This is a genomic window from Oleiphilus sp. HI0128 (genome assembly GCF_001635365.1).
In genome coordinates, this window is sequence record NZ_LWGG01001248.1 from 1 (window position 1) to 733 (window position 733).

A 733-nucleotide genomic window follows, 5' to 3' on the forward strand; every position below is an offset into this window, starting at 1 on the left:
TCTGGCCTTCCAGTATGGTGCTCGCACACTTCATCTTTAACTACACTATTGGTGATAAAAGGGTCCTGGAAGTTGGTTGCGGCATGGCTTTATCGAGTTTATTACTAAATAAGCAGCACGCCGATATTACTGCCACTGACTACCACCCTGAAACTGAAAAATTCTTACAACGAAATACCGAACTTAATAGCGACGCCGACATCACCTTTGAACGTATAGACTGGGCTAAAGATAATGATAGCTTAGGCCTTTTCGACCTGATCATTGGTAGCGATATATTATATGAAGACGAACACATTAGCTTATTAGCTAATTTCTTTGAAAGACACTCCAAGCCAACAAGTGAGGTCATTTTGGTAGATCCTGGGCGCGGCAAAAAAAACAAACTCAGCAAACGAATGATTGACTTTGGTTTTAGCTCAAGCCACTTTAAGCCTGAGCATACCGACTATTTAGAGGGCCAGTTCAAAGGCCATATTCTAAAGTTTTCACGCTAGCCGTAGGCTGCGCTACTCAGGTCAAAGCAGAGCTAATGCCACATAATCTTCAACGCAAGGTAGGGCGCAACAAAAAACACCAAAGTCATGACTTTGTACTGGCTTAGAAAGCTAAGATAAACAGGGGCCAGTTGCTTTTCCTCAAGATCAAACATCTTGCTGTGTATCGATGTAATGGCCTCTTTGAAAAATACCACCGCGATACTAGCCAGAGACAGATAAGCAAGATTAATCAA

2 protein-coding genes are annotated in these 733 nt (G+C 42.3%); one reads left to right on the plus strand and one right to left on the minus strand.

Translation table 11 applies throughout. From position 1 onward, the window contains the following. Positions 1–497: methyltransferase (locus A3763_RS21135; protein ID WP_068760460.1), on the plus strand; the 497-nt coding region annotated here is incomplete at its 5' end. Between the two features lie 32 nt (positions 498–529). On the opposite strand, the gene A3763_RS29765 is transcribed toward A3763_RS21135, so the two are convergent. After that, positions 530–733 (minus strand): DUF6868 family protein (locus A3763_RS29765; RefSeq protein WP_068760462.1); only part of this gene is annotated, 204 nt, incomplete at its 5' end.